The sequence below is a fragment of the Neisseria sp. P0001.S005 genome (assembly GCF_051963715.1).
The window spans coordinates 1-611 of sequence record NZ_JBQCTZ010000497.1 but is presented as its reverse complement, the minus strand read 5'-3'; the positions used below and the strand labels follow the sequence as shown (position 1 = coordinate 611).

Sequence of the window (611 nt, the reverse complement as noted above, 5' to 3'; positions counted from 1 at the left end):
TCGACCAGCTTGCGGATTTTGAGGTAGCCGCGTTGGGATTTTTCGGAGAGGCGCGCGTTGGCCAAAAAGAGGGGAATGCCTGCTTCTTGGCAGCCGTGCATCAGGTTGGGCCAGATTTCGGTTTCCATCAAAATGCCGCAGATGGGGCGGTGTTCGGCTAAAAATCGGGCGACCCATTCGGATTTGTCGTAGGGTAGGTAACGGCATTGCGCATCAGGGAACAGGGATTGCGCGGTGGCGCGGCCGGTCGGCGTCATTTGGGTAATCAGAAACGGCGAGTCGGGAAAATGGCGGCGCAATGCCTGAACTAAAGGTTCGGCTGCACGCGTTTCGCCGACGGATACGGCGTGTATCCAAATCGGGCGTTGTACGGGATTGGGATACGCCTGCCCGAAACGCTCGTCCCAATGCTCGAGATAGGCTGGGGATTTGAGGGCGCGGCGGCGCAGGTGGCGGCGGATCAGGAAGGGGGCGAGGTGCCACAGCGTGGCGTAAAGGCGGCGTATCATGCTTACGGGTCTTGTGTCGGAATAGGCCTATTTTATCGGAAACTGAAACGGAAGATATAGCTTTGATGCGTGTTTTACGCAAAGGAAACAGGCCGTCTGAAA

General features: G+C 57.3%; 1 protein-coding gene. It reads right to left on the bottom strand.

Annotated features, from left to right (window positions below; genetic code table 11):
* Positions 1 to 509 (bottom strand): glycosyltransferase N-terminal domain-containing protein (locus ACTHSP_RS21285; protein WP_440346917.1); only part of this gene is annotated, 509 nt, incomplete at its 3' end.
* Between the last annotated feature and the right edge of the window lie 102 nt (positions 510 to 611).